The organism is Streptomyces sp. NPDC050743 (genome assembly GCF_044456925.1).
GTDB lineage: Bacteria > Actinomycetota > Actinomycetes > Streptomycetales > Streptomycetaceae > Streptomyces.
In genome coordinates, this window is the sequence record NZ_JBITGJ010000005.1 from 274,107 (window position 1) to 289,440 (window position 15,334).

Genomic DNA, 15,334 nt, shown 5'->3' on the forward strand with positions numbered 1-15,334 from the left:
ACCACGGGGAGGAACCGTGTCCGGATTCGTAGAAAAGCCCGAGCCGATCCAGGTTCCGGGCCTGGTGCACCTGCACACCGGAAAGGTGCGCGAGCTGTACCAGAACGAGGCGGGCGACCTCGTGATGGTCGCCAGCGACCGCATGTCCGCGTACGACTGGGTGCTGCCCACGGAGATCCCCGACAAGGGCCGTGTCCTCACCCAGCTCTCCTTGTGGTGGTTCGACCAGCTGCGCGACCTGGCCCCCAACCACGTGATCAGCACCGAGGTGCCCGAGGGCGCCCCGGCCGACTGGGCGGGCCGCACGCTGGTCTGCAAGCGGCTGAAGATGGTGCCGGTGGAGTGCGTGGCCCGCGGCTACCTCACCGGCTCCGGCCTGGCCGAGTACGACGAGTCCCGTACGGTCTGCGGCCTCGCCCTCCCCGAAGGCCTCGTCGACGGTTCGGAACTCCCCGCCCCCATCTTCACCCCGGCCACCAAGGCCGAGGTCGGCGAGCACGACGAGAACGTGTCCTACGAGGAGGTCGCCCGTCAGGTCGGCGCCGACACCGCCGCCCAGCTCCGCCAGGCCACCCTCGCCGTGTACTCGCGGGCCCGGGATATCGCCCGCGACCGGGGGATCATCCTGGCGGACACCAAGTTCGAGTTCGGCTTCGACGGCGACACCCTGGTCCTCGCGGACGAGGTCCTCACCCCCGACTCCTCCCGCTTCTGGCCGGCCGACCAGTGGCAGCCGGGCCGCGCCCAGCCGTCGTACGACAAGCAGTTCGTCCGGGACTGGCTGACCTCCGCGGCCTCCGGCTGGGACCGCAAGAGCGAGCAGCCCCCGCCGCCGCTGCCGGACGAGGTCGTCCAGCAGACCCGGCGGAAGTACGTGGAGGCCTACGAGCGCCTCACCGGCCTGAGCTGGAGCTAGCAGCACGAAAAGACCCCGGTCCGATGGACCGGGGTCTTCTTCCCGAGCGGACGACGAGGCTCGAACTCGCGACCTCAACCTTGGCAAGGTTGCGCTCTACCAACTGAGCTACGTCCGCCTTGCGCCGTGGCGCGAGAGCAACTATACCCAACCTCGCTCGTGTGTGAGACGCACCGCCGCACGGCGATTCTCGGCGTCGGGTTTCGTGACGGCCGAGGAGAGGCGATTCCGCACGGTCCCGCAGGACGGCGCGGCCCGTCGGACGATCTTTGCGACCGGCGCGCCGCCGGCGGCCGGCTCGACCGCCGCGGCCTCCCCCGAGGCCGGCGGGGAATCTCCGGCGGAGATCGCGTCGGCGGCCAACTCCGAGGCTGCACAAGCGGTTTCCGGCGTGCACGGTCTGGATGATCCCGGCGAGCCGCTGGGCGCCGACCTTCTTCGGGCCGAACCCGCGCACACCGGCCGCGAGCGCCGCTTCAGGCGGCCGGGCCGCCCGTACCCGGTGACGATCGGCAGCCGGCGGGAAGGCGGTCCGGCGCGCGGAGATGTGGCGGCCTTCACACCTCGGCGAGCCACAGCGGCACCGGTGAGCTCATGAGGTGACTACGCTCACTTTCTTTCCCAGCGGCACCTTTGTCACCAGGGTTCGAGGTCACTGGACGCTCCGCTCGGACCTCGCCATCGATCCCGGCCGCCGTCAAACGCACCCGGCGCACCCGTGAGTTCAACCCGGGGCCGGCATCCGGCGGTGTCATCGCTCGGCACGACAATGGCCGGCGCGGACCACGGGCAACGAAAAGACCCCGGTCCAGTGGACCGGGGTCTTTCTCCCGAGCGGACGACGAGGCTCGAACTCGCGACCTCAACCTTGGCAAGGTTGCGCTCTACCAACTGAGCTACGTCCGCACTGCTCCCGACCGGCTCCCACCGATCGGTGCGAGCACCAGCCTACCTGATCCACAAGAGTGGTCGTGACAACCGGTGCCGGAGCGGGTGACAGGAATCGCACACTGCGCCTTCCCCCTGGAAGGGGGATGTTCTGCTACTGAACTACACCCGCACGCTCCTCGGGGTTTCGGCCTTTTGGCCTCGCCCCTCGGCGTGCTCCAAACATTAGCTGATCAACAGGGGGGTGGCGCAAGTCGGCTTCCCCCTGGCGCCCGGTATGCCCAAGTGCGCGGCCCTCAGGGTCCGCTGACGGACCCTGAGGACTGCCCCTTCGCGGGCTGGTGCGGCCGGCCGCTCGTCACGGCTCCCCCGCGCCTCACTGCGCGGCGCTGAACGCCTCGTAGACCTTCTTGGGGATGCGTCCGCGGGCGGGGACGTCCATCTTGTTGGCCTGGGCCCAGGCGCGGACAGCCGCCGGGTCGGGGGCGACCTCCGTCTGCTTGTACGCCTTGCCGGACCGCGACCTCTTGCGGCCGGCCTCGACGTAGGGCGCGAGTGCCTTGCGCAGTTTCTTGGCGTTGGTTTCGTTCAGGTCGATCTCGTACGACTTCCCGTCGAGTCCGAAGGCGATCGTTTCCGCCGCTTCCGAGCCGTCGATGTCGTCAAAGAGCGTGACCACGACCTTTTGCGCCACGAATATCGGTCCCTTCATGCGGCACGTCGATACAGCTCACCGGCGATGACGTGCCGAGTATCGGCTATTGCCAATTCATTTGTACAGTGCTCGGCAATGCAAAGTGAAGCCCGACTAAATCCGTCCGCGTGTCCGAAGACAATAGGTGAACGGGGCGGACTGGGGAACTTTCCCAGAACTTTTCACGGCAGTACGGCTTCGACACCCGATCGTGATGCGCCTCACGTAGTTTCCTACAACTCTACTCGCGTAGAAATTTTGTGCGGGTAGTCTGAAGGAACCTGCTCAGCACCACACACCGGGAGTGCCAGTGGCACGCGTCGTAGTCGACGTCATGCTCAAGCCGGAGATCCTCGACCCCCAGGGCCAGGCGGTCCAGCGTGCGCTGCCGCGCCTGGGTTTCGAGGGGATCTCCGACGTACGTCAGGGAAAGCGATTCGAACTCGAAGTTGACGGGCCGATCGACGAGGCCGCGCTCGCCCGCATCCACGAGCTTGCGGAATCCTTCCTCGCCAACACCGTGATCGAGGACTTCACCGTCAAGGTCGAAGAGACCGCGGAAGTCGCGGAGGCGGCCAAGTGACCGCTCGTATTGGCGTCGTCACTTTCCCGGGCAGCCTCGACGATCAGGATGCCCAGCGCGCGATCCGCCTCGCGGGCGCGGAACCGGTCGCCCTGTGGCACAAGGACAGGGACCTCAAGCAGGTCGACGCCGTGGTCCTTCCCGGCGGTTTTTCCTACGGCGACTATCTGCGCGCCGGTGCCATCTCCCGGTTCTCGCCGGTGATGGAGTCCGTGATCGAGCAGGCGAAGGCCGGCCTTCCGGTCCTCGGCATCTGCAACGGCTTCCAGATCCTCACCGAGGCCCACCTCCTCCCGGGCGGGATGCTCGGCAACGACCACCTCCACTTCATCTGCCGCGACCAGAAGCTGCGGGTGGAGAACGCGGAGACGGCCTGGACCAGCGACTACCGCGCCGGCCAGGAGATCCACATCCCGCTGAAGAACATGGACGGCCGGTACGTCGCCGACCGGTACACGCTGGACAAGCTGGAGGCCGAGGGCCGGGTGGCGTTCCGGTACCTGGACTTCAACCCCAACGGCTCGCTCAACGACATCGCCGGCATCACCAACGAGGCCGGAAACGTCGTAGGCCTCATGCCGCACCCCGAGCACGCCGTCGAGCCGCTGGTCGGTACGGGCCGTACCGATGGGCTCCCGTTCTTCACCTCGATCCTCAAGAAGCTGGTCAACGCATGAGCCGGACGCCTCTGGACACGGTCGAGCACGCGGCCGCGACCCCCGACGTCGAGCTGCCCTGGGCCGAACTCGGCCTGAAGAAGGACGAGTACGAGCGGGTGGTGGAGATCCTCGGCCGCCGCCCGACCGGCGCCGAACTCGCCATGTACTCGGTCATGTGGTCCGAGCACTGCTCGTACAAGTCCTCCAAGGTCCACCTGCGCCAGTTCGGCGAGAAGGCGCCCGAGAGCGACGCCCTCCTCGTCGGCATCGGCGAGAACGCGGGCGTGGTGGACGTCGGCCAGGGTTACGCCGTGACCTTCAAGGTCGAGTCGCACAACCACCCGTCGTACGTCGAGCCCTACCAGGGCGCGGCCACGGGCGTCGGCGGCATCGTCCGCGACATCATCGCCATGGGCGCGCGGCCGGTGGCGGTCGTCGACCCGCTGCGGTTCGGCGCCGCCGACCACCCCGACACCAAGCGGGTGCTCCCGGGCGTGGTCGCGGGCATCGGCGGCTACGGCAACTGCCTCGGCCTGCCCAACATCGGCGGCGAGGTCGTCTTCGACGCCTGCTACCAGGGCAACCCGCTGGTCAACGCCGGTGCCATCGGTGTGATGCGGCACGAGGACATCCACCTCGCCAAGGCCTCCGGCGCGGGCAACAAGGTCATCCTGTACGGGGCCCGCACCGGCGGCGACGGCATCGGCGGCGCCTCGATCCTCGCGTCCGAGACCTTCGACGACGCCAAGCCGAGCAAGCGCCCGGCCGTCCAGGTCGGAGACCCCTTCCAGGAGAAGCTCCTCATCGAGTGCACCCTGGAGGCCTTCAGGGAGAAGCTGGTCGTCGGCATCCAGGACCTCGGCGCCGCCGGTCTCTCCTGCGCCACCTCCGAGCTCGCCTCCAACGGCTCCGGCGGTATGCGCGTCACCCTGGACGACGTCCCGCTGCGCGACTCGACCCTGTCTCCCGAGGAAATCCTCATGAGCGAGTCGCAGGAACGCATGTGCGCGGTCGTGGAGCCGGAGAAGGTCGACCGGTTCCTGGAGATCTGCGCGAAGTGGGACGTCATCGCCACCGTCATCGGCGAGGTGACCGACGGCGACCGTCTGGAGATCTTCTGGCACGGAGAGAAGATCGTCGACGTCGACCCGCGCACGGTCGCCCACGAGGGCCCGACGTACGAGCGCCCGTACGCCCGCCCCGACTGGCAGGACGCCCTCCAGGCCGACGACGCGAACAAGCTGCCCCGGCCCGCCACGCCGGAGGAGCTGAAGGACCAGGTCCTGAAGCTGGTCGCCTCTCCCAACCAGGCCTCCAAGAGGTGGATCACCCAGCAGTACGACCACCTCGTGCAGGGCAACACCGTCCTCGCCCAGCCGGAGGACTCCGGCATGATCCGCGTGGACGAGCAGACCGGTCTCGGTGTCGCGATCGCGACGGACGGCAACGGCCGGTACGCCAAGCTCGACCCGTACACGGGCGCGCAGCTGGCCCTGGCCGAGGCGTACCGCAACGTGGCCACCACCGGTGCCAAGCCCCTCGCGGTGTCCGACTGCCTGAACTTCGGCTCGCCCGAGGACCCGGCCGTGATGTGGCAGTTCGCGGAGGCCGTGCGCGGTCTCGCGGACGCCTGCCGGCAGCTCGGCACGCCGGTGACCGGCGGCAACGTCTCGCTCTACAACCAGACGGGCGAGGCGGCCATCCACCCGACCCCGGTGGTCGCGGTCCTGGGCGTGATCGACGATGTCGCGCGCCGCACCCCGGTCGCCTTCCAGGAGGAGGGCCAGCTGATCTACCTCCTCGGCGACACCCGTGAGGAGTTCGGCGGCTCGGCCTGGTCCCAGGTGGTCCACGACCACCTCGGCGGTCTGCCCCCGCAGGTCGACCTGGAGCGCGAGTGGCTGCTGGGCGAGATCCTGATCTCCGCCTCCCGCGACGGCATGATCGACTCCGCGCACGACCTGTCCGACGGCGGCCTGGTGCAGGCGGTCGTGGAGTCCGCGCTGCTCGGCGGCAAGGGCGCGCGGCTGGTCGTACCGGACGGCCTGGACGCCTTCACGTTCCTGTTCTCCGAGTCGGCGGGCCGCGCGATCGTCGCGGTGCCGCGTTCGGAGGAGGTCCGCTTCAACGACATGTGCGGTGCGCGGGGCCTGCCGGCCACCCGGATCGGTGTCGTGGACGGTGACGCGGTGGAGGTCCAGGGCGAGTTCACGCTCACCCTGGAGGAGCTGCGGACGGCTCACGAGGAGACCATCCCGGCGCTGCTGGCGTAAGCGCATCCGCAAGCACACCCGAAGAAGGGCCCCGTCCGGATACCGGGCGGGGCCCTTCTCATGCGGCTACGGGTTCATGCGGCGGGCCGCGTTCGCCGAGCCGCCCGGTGCCGGTGCCGACCGCCATCAGGCCCGCCGCCTGCTCGAAAACGGCCTGAAGGTCTACGCGGTCAGGGCATAGGCTCACCGCCATGCCACCGGCCAAGAAGCGCGCCCGCAGCTACGACCCCGGCAGGACCCGCGCCGCGGTCCTGGCCCAGTTCGCAAACGTCCGGGAGGCCGTGCGCGGCCTCACCGAGGAGCAGCTCGCGCTGCCCACCCGGCTCGGCGGGTGGGCCGTACGGGACCTGGTCGTGCACATCGGCATGGCGCTCACCGCCGTCCACCGCTCGCTCGCCCTGCCCGAGCCGGCCAAGGCGGACGCCGTGCTGCTCGACTGGCCGTTCGCCACGGCGGCCAACGCCGCCGCCATCGACGAGTTCACCCGGAACCTGTCCGCCGAGCACCCCGACCTCGACGCCTACCTCACGGACATCGACCGGTCCCTGCGCGCCCTGCTCGCCGAGCACTCCGGCAGCCGGATCCTGCAGACGAGCGCCGGTGCGCTGCCCCTGGACGACTACCTGGTCACCCGCACCGCCGAACTCGTCGTCCACACCGACGACCTCAACGCCGCCGTGCCCGGCCTGGAGGTCCCGTACGACCGTCAGGCCCTGGCCGCCGCCACCCGGCTGCTCGCCGACGCCCTCGCCGTGAAGGCGCCCGGCGGCTCCACCGAGGTGCGGGTGCCGCCGTACGCCGTGGTGCAGTGCGTCGAGGGACCCCGGCACACCCGCGGCACCCCGCCCAACGTGGTGGAGACCGATCCGCTGACCTGGATCCGGCTCGCCACCGGCCGCCTGAGCTGGCAGGACGCCCTGGAGGCGGCCAAGGTGAGCGCCAGTGGGGAGCGGGCGGACATCGGGGGGCTGCTGCCGCTGATGGCGTAGCGGAACCGACCCGGCCGGTCTACCGTCGAATCGCCATGAACCGGTACAAGCAACGCTTGATCCTCGCACCGGCGGCCGCCGTGCTCGCGGTCCTCACGATGGCGTGCGGCAACGGGAGGACGGACAGTGGTGCGGTGACCGTGCCCCAGCCCGTGACCGGCATCGACTGGCGGGTCGACAGCCTCACCGTCGGCGACACGACCCGGCACGCGCCCGCGTCCGCCCGCCTGCGCATCGACGAGAACGGCAAGGCGGCCGGCAACCTCGGCTGCAACCAGTTCAGCGCGCGGGCCACCGTCCACGGCGACCGGATCACCTTCGGCGACCTGCGCACGACCCGGATGGCCTGCGCCCCGGACCGGATGGACTTCGAGCGCGCCCTCGCCCGCGCGCTGACCACCGGCACGCTCGTCGCCGAGACGCAACACGCGAAACTGACGCTCACCGACGGCGACGGTGACCGCATCCACCTCAGCCGCAACGCGCCCGGATGATGTGCGACACCTCACTCACGCACCCGGCGAACGGGCCCGCGGCCGCCGCCCTGATCGCCGCCGCCGACCCCCAGAGCGCCGGGCGCACCTCGCTGACCTGGGCAAACGTGTAAACCGACAAGGTGATCGACGGGCCCGGGCTTGTTAAGGGCACGTATCCCCAATTCGGACCAGTGGTCGACCTCGCCTACACTCGGTGGCGTGCCACGTGGTGACGGTCGACTCAATCACGATCTGCTTCCCGGCGAGAAGGGCCCCCAGGACGCTTGCGGCGTCTTCGGTGTCTGGGCTCCGGGTGAAGAGGTCGCAAAGCTCACGTACTTCGGGCTCTACGCCCTCCAGCACCGGGGTCAGGAATCCGCGGGAATCGCGGTCAGCAACGGCTCCCAGATCCTCGTCTTCAAGGACATGGGCCTGGTCTCCCAGGTCTTCGACGAGACCTCGCTCGGTTCGCTCCAGGGTCATATCGCGGTCGGACACGCCCGCTACTCGACCACCGGCGCCTCCGTGTGGGAGAACGCCCAGCCGACGTTCCGCGCCACCGCGCACGGCTCGATCGCGCTCGGCCACAACGGCAACCTGGTCAACACGGCGCAGCTCGCCGAGATGGTCGCCGACCTGCCGAACGACAACAACAGCCGCTCCACCCGGGTCGCGGCCACCAACGACACCGACCTGCTGACGGCCCTGCTCGCCGCCCAGGTCGACGAGGACGGCAAGCCGCTGACCATCGAGGAGGCGGCCCACCAGGTCCTCCCGAAGGTGCGGGGCGCCTTCTCCCTCGTCTTCATGGACGAGCAGACCCTCTACGCCGCCCGTGACCCGCAGGGCGTCCGCCCGCTGGTCCTCGGCCGTCTGGAGCGCGGCTGGGTGGTCGCCTCCGAGACCGCCGCCCTGGACATCTGCGGTGCCAGCTTCGTCCGCGAGATCGAGCCGGGCGAGTTCGTCGCCGTCGACGAGAACGGCCTGCGCAGCTCCCGATTCGCGGAAGCGAAGCCCAAGGGCTGTGTCTTCGAGTACGTGTACCTGGCCCGCCCGGACACCGACATCGCCGGCCGGAACGTGTATCTCTCCCGGGTGGAGATGGGCCGCCGGCTGGCCAAGGAAGCCCCCGTCGAGGCCGACCTGGTCATAGCGACCCCGGAGTCCGGAACCCCGGCCGCAATCGGCTACGCGGAGGCCTCCGGCATCCCCTTCGGCGCCGGTCTCGTGAAGAACGCCTACGTCGGCCGGACCTTCATCCAGCCCTCGCAGACCATCCGCCAGCTCGGCATCCGCCTGAAGCTGAACCCGCTGAAGGAAGTCATCAAGGGCAAGCGCCTGGTCGTCGTCGACGACTCGATCGTGCGCGGCAACACGCAGCGGGCCCTGGTCCGCATGCTCCGCGAGGCCGGCGCCGCCGAGGTCCACATCCGGATCTCCTCGCCGCCCGTGAAGTGGCCCTGCTTCTTCGGCATCGACTTCGCCACGCGCGCGGAACTGATCGCCAACGGCATGACCATCGAGGAGATCGGCACCTCGCTCGGCGCCGACTCGCTCGCCTACATCTCCATCGACGGCATGATCGAGGCGACCACCATCGCCAAGCCGAACCTGTGCCGCGCCTGCTTCGACGGCGAGTACCCGATGGAGCTGCCGGACCCCGAGCTGCTCGGCAAGCAGCTCCTGGAGACCGAGCTGGCGGCCGGTCCCGCCGCCACGGCCGCGGCCGACGCGATCCGTCGCCCGTAACACCCTGCAGTACGACACGAAAGCTCTCACAGTCATGTCTGAGACAACTGGTGCCAGCTACGCAGCGGCGGGCGTCGACATCGAGGCGGGCGACCGCGCGGTCGAGCTGATGAAGGAGTGGGTGAAGAAGACCCAGCGCCCCGAGGTCCTCGGCGGCCTCGGCGGCTTCGCCGGGCTCTTCGACGCCTCCGCCCTCAAGCGCTTCGAGCGCCCGCTGCTCGCCTCCGCCACGGACGGCGTCGGCACGAAGGTGGACATCGCCCGCCGCATGGGCGTCTACGACACCATCGGCCACGACCTGGTCGCCATGGTCATGGACGACATCGTGGTGTGCGGCGCCGAGCCGCTGTTCATGACGGACTACATCTGCGTCGGCAAGGTCCACCCCGAGCGCGTCGCGGCCATCGTGAAGGGCATCGCGGAGGGCTGTGTGCTCGCCGGATGCGCCCTGGTGGGCGGCGAGACCGCCGAACACCCGGGCCTGCTGGGTGAGGACGACTTCGACGTCGCCGGGGCCGGTACGGGCGTCGTGGAGGCCGACCGGCTGCTCGGCGCGGATCGCATCCGTAAGGGTGACGCGGTGATCGCCATGGCGTCCTCCGGGCTTCACTCGAACGGGTACTCCCTGGTCCGCCACGTCCTGCTGAACACGGCCGGCCTGGCCCTGGAGGCGGAGGTCCCGGAGCTCGGCCGCGCGCTCGGCGAGGAGCTGCTGGAGCCCACCAAGATCTACTCGCTGGACTGCCTGGCGCTGACCCGCACCACGGACGTGCACGCGTTCTCGCACATCACCGGCGGCGGACTCGCGGCCAACCTGGCCCGCGTGATCCCCGACGCGCTGCACGCGGTCGTCGACCGCTCCACCTGGACCCCGGGCGCGATCTTCGACCTGGTCGGGAAGACCGGCGACGTCGAGCGCCTGGAGCTGGAGAAGACCCTCAACATGGGCGTCGGCATGATGGCGATCGTCCCCGCGGAGTCCACCGAGGTGGCCCTCGCGACCCTGGCCGACCGCGGCGTCGAGGCCTGGGTGGCCGGCGAGATCACCGACCGCGGCGACAAGGAGACGGGCGCGGAGCTGGTGGGGGACTACGCCGCCTGATCCTGCGGGCGACGACCGTGCGGACAGCACAGAAACCGGTCGGTGGCATAGCCACCGACCGGACTGGTCACTGCAAGGTCAAGCGCCGCGACGGTGCTGTTGGTGAGGATCGTTGTCGTCCTCTTCCTCGTCGTCGTCCTCGTAGAGGTCGGCGTAACGAGAGTAGAGATCGTCCTCGTCGTTCTCATCGTCCTCGAACGGCTCGCCGTTCGGCGGCTGGCTCGAAGTCGATGCGCCCAGTTCACTGGCCAGACGTGAAAGGTCAGTCCCACCGCTGTTGTACTTCAGCTGGCGGGCGACCTTTGTCTGCTTGGCCTTGGCCCGGCCGCGCCCCATGGCTCGACCCCCTCGGTGACAGGGGCTCAACGGCCCCAGAGTCTGACACGCGTTCATGATCCGGAACGGACCCTCCGTGGAGAGGCCGGTCCGTAGGGCTTCCACGGTACCTGAGCCCGCGCCCATACGGTACGTCGCCCGCAGCACGCGCGTGTGCCCAAGACCTTCGAGGCGCCCCGTCCTCGCTGGTCAGTGGCGATTTTAACCACTTATCGGGGAACGACCCGCCGATGGAAGTGAGAGTTGTCTCCAAGCCCCCACCGGCGGGTACCGCTCACCTGTGCGACGGACTCAGTGCGCAGCGTGGCCGGCGCGCGCCTCGGCCATCCGCTGCTCGGCGATCCGGTCGGCCGCGGCGGCAGGCGGAATCCCGTCTTCCTTCGCACGTGCGAAGATTGCCAGGGTGGTGTCGAAGATCTTCGCCGCCTTGGCCTTGCACCGGTCGAAGTCGAACCCGTGCAGCTCGTCGGCCACCTGGATCACCCCGCCGGCGTTCACCACGTAGTCCGGCGCGTAGAGGATCCCGCGGTCCGCGATGTCCTTCTCCACGCCCGGGTGCGCGAGCTGGTTGTTGGCCGCGCCGCACACCACCTTGGCGGTGAGCACCGGCACGCTGTGGTCGTTCAGGGCGCCGCCGAGCGCGCAGGGGGCGTAGATGTCGAGCCCCTCGACCCGGATCAGCTCCTCGGTGTCGGCGACCGCCGTCACCCGTGCGGGGTACTGGTCGACGATCCGCTGGACGGCGTCCGCGCGCACATCCGTGACGACGACCTCGGCGCCCTCGTCCATCAGGTGCTTCACCAGGTGGTGGCCGACCTTGCCGACGCCGGCGATGCCGACCTTGCGGCCGCGCAGCGAGGGGTCGCCCCACAGGTGCTGGGCGGAGGCGCGCATGCCCTGGTAGACGCCGAAGGCGGTGAGCACGGAGGAATCGCCGGCGCCGCCGTTCTCCGGGGAGCGGCCGGTGGTCCAGCGGCACTCGCGGGCCACGACGTCCATGTCGGCGACGTACGTACCGACGTCGCACGCGGTGACGTAGCGCCCGCCGAGCGAGGCGACCATGCGGCCGTAGGCGAGGAGCAGCTCCTCGGTCTTGTCGCGCTCCGGGTCGCCGATGATCACGGCCTTGCCGCCGCCGTGGTCGAGACCGGCCATGGCGTTCTTGTACGACATGCCGCGCGCGAGGTTGAGGGCGTCGGCGACGGCCTCGGCCTCGGTGGCGTAGGGGTAGAAGCGCGTACCGCCGAGGGCCGGACCCAGGGCGGTGGAGTGGATGGCGATCACGGCCTTGAGGCCGGTGGCGCGGTCCTGGCAGAGCACGACCTGCTCATGACCCCCCTGGTCCGAGTGGAACAGGGTCTGCAGTACATCGGCAGGTGCGCCAATTACGTCGGTCACTGTGGTGACTCCTGTGTAAAGAGCGGCGAGTGGGGTGGACCCCGTACGGGTGGCGGGGTGCCGTGGCATGAGCGTAGAGCCTTGGCACGACCACCATCCGTGCAGTGTTCAGGATCACTCTCCCGCGCCTCTTGCGCACGCATGACCATGGCACGATTTGCAGTGGTTTCGAGCCGGGCCCGATGGGGAGGGAGCAGGCGTGCCGAAGGTGTCCTCCGTGGTGGTCCCCTATGCCGCGTACTTGCGCGTGTACGAGCCGCTGGGCGCCTTCCCGGAGCCGGAGCGCGGCCACTGGGCCCGCTACGCCCGCCGCCCCGACCGCCCTTCCTACCAGGACGAACTGCGCCGCTCCCTGGCCGACTTGCTGCCCACCCCGCCGGTCGCGGTGCCGGTGCACGAGAGCAGCGACGCCTTCGTGCTGGAGGTCGAGGGCGTGGTCTGCGTGTGCCCCTGGCGGACCCGGCTGCGCGGCTGGCAGGCGCTCGGCGAGCTGGCGGAGGAGCTTCCGGCGCCGGTGCTGGACGCGGTGCTGCCCCCGGTCGTACGGCGCCAGGCCGCCCAGGACTACGAGCGCTGGCTCGCCCGCAACCCCGACGCCCGCCCGTGGATCCGTACGGCGACCTGGCAGGTGCCGCTGAACTGGTTCGTGCTGGTGTCCGACGAGGAGCGGCGCTACGAGAAGGGCACCGCCGAGGTGCCGCCGCTGCTGCGCTACCGCACGCCGATGGTGCAGGCCCGGCGGCGGGTGGCGCGGGCGCTGCGCGCCCTGAAGGACGCCGTCGAGGAGAGCCCGCTGATCGACGGCCTGGTGGACGTCGGCCGCTGGCTGGAGGAGTTCCACCCGCGCTCACTGGTCGAGCTGGACTACGGCGGCCTGGTGCATGTGCTGCCGGCCGGTGAGCTGGAGGGCGACCACTCGGCGGCGGACGTGGCCGAGGGCATCGCGGCGCTGCGCCGGGGCGACGGCGAGGCGGCCGGGGAGGCCTATGCGCGGGTCGTGGAGCGGTGGCGGGCGGTCCGGGACCGGCGTTCGGCGAACTGAAGTTCCCGAAACGCTGGACGAGTGACGTACGTCACGGCCCAAACCACGCCGAACGACGTACGGTCTAGGCCACTTGACCATGTGACGGGACGTTGGTCCCGATCTGGACTTTTGTCCCAAGGGTGATGGACGGCACTTACACGGCCCTTGCGCCTCTTGCCGCCCCTCATGCCAAAATAGGACAAGGAGTCCGGGGAGGGCTCCGTCCGTCCAACTGTGCTCCATTGTGGGCGGAATCTCAGCATTGCACGCTTTGGGGGGTCTTGTGACTCCTGATCGCCACTGTGACTGATCGTCACAGTGGCGTGACTGTCCGCTATGGCATGGTCCATCGGCTTCCGTCGCTGATGAACACCTGGGAGGGCAATTCCATCGGTTTGGCCGACGCGGCTGGACAGATGGTGTAGTTGTAGTGCCGAGGACAAGCCGTTCGTCCTATAACCGACTCGACTCGCGTCCGCCATTTCGGGCAACGCGGGTCAAGGTGCAGAATTTAGAGGAAAGAACCGAGAAGGTTCGGTTCTCCCGAGGAGGCCGCTCATGACCGCTCGCACCCCTGATGCCGAGCCGCTGCTGACCCCGGCTGAGGTCGCCACGATGTTCCGCGTCGACCCGAAGACGGTCACGCGGTGGGCGAAGGCCGGCAAGCTTACGTCCATCCGTACGCTCGGCGGGCACCGCCGCTACCGCGAGGCCGAAGTCCGCGCACTGCTCGCGGGCATCCCGCAGCAGCGCAGCGAGGCCTGAACAACCGAATAAGCGGGCAATCCGGCAGGTCCCCCACCGGCCGAGGCGCCCGAAACCCTAGCTCCAAGCGACGCGGGACCTGCCCCAACAGGGCCCTCGCCCAAGCCGAAGAGAACGTTGTAGGCAGCGACACAGGGTGCGTCGTAGATCGCGCTGGACTCCGCCGGGTCCAGCGCGATCTTTTTTGTGCGCTGGTCGGGGGGTGCGGTGGGCCTCTGTGAGCGGCCTTGTCGGAGTCTGGGCAGGGCTGTCGGAACCGCTGTGCATGTCCCCTGAGGCGGGTGCAATTGCACATATTAAATTGACCAGTTGTAGGAAGGGGGTAAGTACCGCCCTTTCAAAAACTCATGCGGTGACTCCCGTCACACATCCCGGCGGTTGTTGCCGACGGCACGGGTGCGCTAGTGGAGCGATCGGTTCCAGCGTCCCACGGAGGCAAGGTTGTTGGGCCGGTGCTGCTCACGCGCTGCGCGGACTTTCGTCCTCGGCTTCCTCGTCGCTCGCTTCGGGGACCAGCGGGCCGGCGTCCATCGCCAGCCGGAGCAGGCGGTGACAGATGGGGCAGTGGCGGGTGAGATGCCGGTAGGACGAGGCGGCCGACAGATGGGCCCTCAGCAGCGCCCGCGTCTCGTGCCTGACCGATGCCGCCATACGCCACCTCCGCGGACCGCACAGGGGAACGGACCCTGTCTTCTGGGTACCGACGGAATGTGACGCCGTCAAGGCCGAGCGGCCCCGCGTGCCGCTGCCGCCCGCTCCCGCTGCGCTCGGCTGGGGTGGTGTCCGGCAATCCCGCCGCCCGTCCCCTGGGGCTGCACCGCCCAGTCCCGCCCCGGCCCTGTGAACGGGCCTTGTCCTCCATCACCGGTCGCCGAGTGCACCGACCGGCGCGGGAGGAGCCGACGGCATGCGGAAGAGGCTGCTTCCGCTGCCGGGTGCGGGCCTTTCTCTGTGGGGGTCCTGAGGGGAGGGAGGCAGGGCTCCTGTGTGGGGCCTCTCCGTGGCGGCCCTGGCGGGATTGCTGTGTCTGGTTGCGGCCCGTGCTGTGGGCCCGGCCTCCGGCTTGGCCCGGTGCCGGGCCGGACGTGGCCGCGTAGGGAGGCAGGGCTCCTGTGTGGGGCCCTTCTCTTGGCGGCCCTGGCGGGGTTTGCGTCTGGTTGCAGCTTCGCCGCGGGGGCGGGCCTTCGCCTCGACGGGGTGGTGGGCCGGGTGTCGTCAGGCGTGGAGGTGGGGCTCCTGTGTGGGGCCCTTCTCTGCGGGGTCACGACGGGGTTTGCTGTGCCTCGTTGTGGCTCCGCCGCAGGCGCCGCTTTCGCCTCGACGGGGTGGTGGGCCGGGTGTCGGCTGGCGTGGAGGTGGGGCTCCTGTGTGGGGCCCTTCTCTGTGGGGTCACGACGGGGTTTGCTGTGCCTCGTTGTGGCTCCGCCGCAGGCGCCGCTTTCGCCTCGACGGGGTGGTGGGCCGGGTGTCGGCTGGCGTGGA

The 15,334-nt window shown here is 69.6% G+C and carries 14 protein-coding genes, 3 tRNA genes and 1 pseudogene; 10 read left to right on the forward strand and 8 right to left on the reverse strand.

The genetic code is table 11. The annotated features are described in order from the left end of the window. The first annotated feature begins 16 nt into the window (after positions 1-16). Positions 17-916: a phosphoribosylaminoimidazolesuccinocarboxamide synthase gene (locus tag ACIBJF_RS08725; RefSeq protein ID WP_399172977.1), complete on the forward strand. Its 900-nt coding sequence runs from the start codon at positions 17-19 to the stop codon at positions 914-916. Positions 917-961: 45 nt separating this feature from the next. Here ACIBJF_RS08725 and ACIBJF_RS08730 read toward each other — a convergent pair. The 5 genes and pseudogenes from ACIBJF_RS08730 to ACIBJF_RS08750 all read right to left on the reverse strand — a co-directional run bounded on the left by ACIBJF_RS08730 (position 962) and on the right by ACIBJF_RS08750 (position 2,498). Next, a tRNA-Gly gene (locus ACIBJF_RS08730) sits at positions 962-1,034 on the reverse strand. A 23-nt stretch (positions 1,035-1,057) separates the two neighbouring features. Beyond that, positions 1,058-1,480 (reverse strand): annotated as a pseudogene (locus tag ACIBJF_RS08735) (DNA-binding response regulator); the annotation flags it as partial. A gap of 269 nt (positions 1,481-1,749) precedes the next feature. Further along, positions 1,750-1,822, reverse strand: a tRNA-Gly gene (locus ACIBJF_RS08740). Positions 1,823-1,904: 82 nt separating this feature from the next. Beyond that, positions 1,905-1,976, reverse strand: a tRNA-Gly gene (locus tag ACIBJF_RS08745). 204 nt (positions 1,977-2,180) lie between these two features. Continuing rightward, positions 2,181-2,498 (reverse strand): Lsr2 family protein, encoded by a 318-nt coding sequence (locus ACIBJF_RS08750; protein WP_031164632.1) that lies wholly within the window; start codon positions 2,496-2,498, stop codon positions 2,181-2,183. Positions 2,499-2,808: 310 nt separating this feature from the next. Between ACIBJF_RS08750 and purS the strand changes: the two genes are divergently transcribed. The 7 genes from purS to purM all read left to right on the forward strand — a co-directional run bounded on the left by purS (position 2,809) and on the right by purM (position 10,329). Beyond that, positions 2,809-3,081 carry a phosphoribosylformylglycinamidine synthase subunit PurS gene (gene purS, locus ACIBJF_RS08755; protein ID WP_399172978.1) on the forward strand — a complete coding sequence of 91 codons (273 nt, stop codon included), beginning with the start codon at positions 2,809-2,811 and terminating at the stop codon, positions 3,079-3,081. Next, positions 3,078-3,758, forward strand: coding sequence for a phosphoribosylformylglycinamidine synthase subunit PurQ (gene purQ, locus ACIBJF_RS08760; RefSeq protein ID WP_399172979.1), 681 nt, complete (start codon positions 3,078-3,080; stop codon positions 3,756-3,758). The genes purS and purQ overlap by 4 nt, the downstream gene beginning before the upstream one ends. Then, positions 3,755-6,013 carry a phosphoribosylformylglycinamidine synthase subunit PurL gene (gene purL / locus ACIBJF_RS08765; RefSeq protein WP_399172980.1) on the forward strand — a complete coding sequence of 753 codons (2,259 nt, stop codon included), beginning with the start codon at positions 3,755-3,757 and terminating at the stop codon, positions 6,011-6,013. Before purQ ends, purL begins: the two co-directional genes overlap by 4 nt. 191 nt (positions 6,014-6,204) lie before the next feature. Next, a complete protein-coding gene (locus ACIBJF_RS08770) occupies positions 6,205-7,002 on the forward strand; it encodes a sterol carrier family protein (protein ID WP_399172981.1) in 798 nt (265 codons plus the stop codon). Between the two features lie 56 nt (positions 7,003-7,058). Next, positions 7,059-7,496 carry an META domain-containing protein gene (locus ACIBJF_RS08775; RefSeq protein WP_399172982.1) on the forward strand — a complete coding sequence of 146 codons (438 nt, stop codon included), beginning with the start codon at positions 7,059-7,061 and terminating at the stop codon, positions 7,494-7,496. Between the two features lie 201 nt (positions 7,497-7,697). Next, positions 7,698-9,227: an amidophosphoribosyltransferase gene (gene purF, locus ACIBJF_RS08780; protein WP_399172983.1), complete on the forward strand. Its 1,530-nt coding sequence runs from the start codon at positions 7,698-7,700 to the stop codon at positions 9,225-9,227. Positions 9,228-9,261: 34 nt separating this feature from the next. Then, positions 9,262-10,329, forward strand: coding sequence for a phosphoribosylformylglycinamidine cyclo-ligase (gene purM / locus ACIBJF_RS08785; RefSeq protein WP_399172984.1), 1,068 nt, complete (start codon positions 9,262-9,264; stop codon positions 10,327-10,329). 78 nt (positions 10,330-10,407) lie between these two features. On the opposite strand, the gene ACIBJF_RS08790 is transcribed toward purM, so the two are convergent. Together ACIBJF_RS08790 and ACIBJF_RS08795 are read right to left on the reverse strand one after the other, a co-directional pair. Beyond that, on the reverse strand, positions 10,408-10,665 hold the full coding sequence (locus tag ACIBJF_RS08790) for a DUF3073 domain-containing protein (RefSeq protein ID WP_071380680.1): 258 nt from the start codon (positions 10,663-10,665) through the stop codon (positions 10,408-10,410). 291 nt (positions 10,666-10,956) lie between these two features. Beyond that, positions 10,957-12,063 carry a Leu/Phe/Val dehydrogenase gene (locus ACIBJF_RS08795; RefSeq protein WP_399172985.1) on the reverse strand — a complete coding sequence of 369 codons (1,107 nt, stop codon included), beginning with the start codon at positions 12,061-12,063 and terminating at the stop codon, positions 10,957-10,959. A 199-nt stretch (positions 12,064-12,262) separates the two neighbouring features. Between ACIBJF_RS08795 and ACIBJF_RS08800 the strand changes: the two genes are divergently transcribed. Both ACIBJF_RS08800 and bldC read left to right on the forward strand, forming a co-directional pair. Next, positions 12,263-13,105 carry a hypothetical protein gene (locus tag ACIBJF_RS08800; RefSeq protein WP_399172986.1) on the forward strand — a complete coding sequence of 281 codons (843 nt, stop codon included), beginning with the start codon at positions 12,263-12,265 and terminating at the stop codon, positions 13,103-13,105. A 540-nt stretch (positions 13,106-13,645) separates the two neighbouring features. Then, positions 13,646-13,852, forward strand: coding sequence for a developmental transcriptional regulator BldC (gene bldC, locus ACIBJF_RS08805; protein WP_003949541.1), 207 nt, complete (start codon positions 13,646-13,648; stop codon positions 13,850-13,852). 459 nt (positions 13,853-14,311) lie between these two features. On the opposite strand, the gene ACIBJF_RS08810 is transcribed toward bldC, so the two are convergent. Continuing rightward, positions 14,312-14,503 (reverse strand): DUF6274 family protein, encoded by a 192-nt coding sequence (locus tag ACIBJF_RS08810; RefSeq protein ID WP_399172987.1) that lies wholly within the window; start codon positions 14,501-14,503, stop codon positions 14,312-14,314. Between the last annotated feature and the right edge of the window lie 831 nt (positions 14,504-15,334).